Genomic DNA, 2,029 nt, shown 5'->3' on the forward strand with positions numbered 1-2,029 from the left:
GGGGCGGGTGGTGCGGGTGCGGGTGCCGGTGGTGCGAGGCGAGTTTTCGCGGTGGGCGACAGCTCACGCGCTCGCGGCCCCGTGGACTGTCGCTGAGCCCGAAACCCGGGAGCGCCGTCGCGCCGTCGCCCGGCCTGCTCGGCCGCTCGCCTGCCCGCTTACGCCCAGCCGAGCTCGTGCAGCCGCTCGTCGTCGATGCCGTAGAAGTGGCCGATCTCGTGCACGAGGGTGGTGTGCACCTCGTCCTTGAGCTCCTCGACGGTGTCGCACTCGGCCAGGTGCTGCTTCCGGAACACGACGATGCGGTCGGGCAGCTCACCGAAGCCGTACTGCCCGCGCTCGGTGGCCGCGATGCCGTCGTAGACGCCGAACAGGTCTTCGCCGTTCTCCGGTTCGTCCTCGACCACGAACACCACGTTGTCGAGCCCGTCGACCATCTCGTCGGGCAGCAGGTCGAGCTCATCGGTCACGAGCTGTTCGAACGCCTCGGCGGACATCTGCATCACGGAGGGATCGTCCCACATTGCTCTGACTACTGGCGGCTCGCGGCTCGCGGCTCGCGGCTCGCGGCGAAGCCGCACGGCGCCGGAGGCGCCCAGACAAACACTGAGGGAGAGCCCCGGTTGCGCTCCACGCAACAGGACTCTCCCTCGACTGGGGTGAATAACGGGTCTCGAACCCGCGACCTCCTAGACCACAACCAGGCGCTCTACCAACTGAGCTATATCCACCATGTTCGAACCGGCGGACCGGCGCGACCACTCAATAGTAGTACATGCGGGACGGGGCGCGGACCACCCGTGTCGCTACTCGGCCGCGGGCTGCGCCAGCCGTGACTCCCACTTCGCCACGACGTCGGCCTGGACGGCACGCACGTCGTCGGTGCTCGGGCCGGGCTCGGCGACGAAGCCGGCGCGGCGGTAGTACTCGAGCTCGCGGATCGACTCGAGGATGTCCGCCAGGGCCCGGTGCCCGCCGTGCTTCTCCGGCGCGTTGAAGTACACGCGCGGGAACCAACGGCGGCAGAGCTCCTTGATGCTCGACACGTCGACGCTGCGGTAGTGCAGGTGTCCGTCGACCCTCGGCATGTACTTCGACAGGAACGCGCGGTCGGTGCCGATGGTGTTGCCGGCGAGGGGTGCGGAGCCCTCGGCGGGGACGTGCTGGAGGATGTACTCGAGCACCTGGTACTCGGCGTCCGCCAGGCTCACGCCGTTCGGGATCTCCTCGATGAGCCCCGAGGTCGTGTGCATGTTGGTCACGAACTCGTTCATGTTGTCGAGCGCCGATTGGTCGGGCTTGATGACGATGTCGAAGCCGGGGTGCACGGGCTCGAGGTCGAAGTCGGTGATGACCACGGCCACCTCGACGAGTTCGTCGACCTCGAGGTCGAGGCCGGTCATCTCGCAGTCGATCCAGACGAGGCGGTCATTCGCGGTTGCCATGCCCTCGATCCTATTCCCGCCCTGCGTGCTGCCCGTACGTGCCGCCGCCCGCCTGCCCGCACGTGCGTGACCGCCTCTTCTGCCGAGCGGGCGAAATGCCAGGGCCGCCCCATGGACGCACCCGGGTGCTCCGCCCGCTCGCCCGCGGGACCGCTGGGTGCGGGCTCCCGCGAGGCGCACCGTTCCGCGAGCGGGCGAAATGCCGGGGTCGCCTCGCGGACGCACGCCGGTGTTCCGCCCGCTCGTCCGCGGGCGGGCCGCATCGTGGCGGCGGCGACCGCCTGGAGGCCCGTGGCGACTCCGTCGCGCCGACCCGCGCCTCCAGGCGGTCCCGTCCAACCCGTCTTCCGCACCGATCTCGGCACCCCTGTCATCCGCCATCTGCCTCGCTCCCGCGAGTGGGCGAGATGTCCGGGTCGTCCTGCGGACGGACCCTGACATCTCGCCCACTCGCCGGGACGGCCGCCTCGACCTGGCGGGGTGGGAACGAGCGGGCGGAATGCCTGGGTCGTCCTGCGGACGGACCCGGACATTTCGCCCGCTCGGCAGAAGAGGCGGTCACGCACGTGCGGGCAGGCGGGCGG

2 protein-coding genes and 1 tRNA gene are annotated in these 2,029 nt (G+C 70.2%); all 3 read right to left on the bottom strand.

The features are described 5' to 3' along the window. Nucleotides 1-158 precede the first annotated feature (158 nt). The 3 genes from KK087_RS17100 to orn all read right to left on the bottom strand — a co-directional run bounded on the left by KK087_RS17100 (nucleotide 159) and on the right by orn (nucleotide 1,445). Nucleotides 159-503 (bottom strand): metallopeptidase family protein, encoded by a 345-nt coding sequence (locus KK087_RS17100; RefSeq protein ID WP_214566855.1) that lies wholly within the window; start codon nucleotides 501-503, stop codon nucleotides 159-161. A 152-nt stretch (nucleotides 504-655) separates the two neighbouring features. Next, nucleotides 656-731: transfer RNA gene (locus KK087_RS17105), tRNA-His, on the bottom strand. Between the two features lie 75 nt (nucleotides 732-806). Then, complete coding sequence (gene orn / locus KK087_RS17110) at nucleotides 807-1,445, bottom strand: oligoribonuclease (protein ID WP_214545626.1); 639 nt, start codon at nucleotides 1,443-1,445, stop codon at nucleotides 807-809. Nucleotides 1,446-2,029: the final 584 nt, after the last annotated feature.

This window comes from Curtobacterium aurantiacum, from assembly GCF_018598555.1.
GTDB classification, from domain to species: domain Bacteria; phylum Actinomycetota; class Actinomycetes; order Actinomycetales; family Microbacteriaceae; genus Curtobacterium; species Curtobacterium aurantiacum.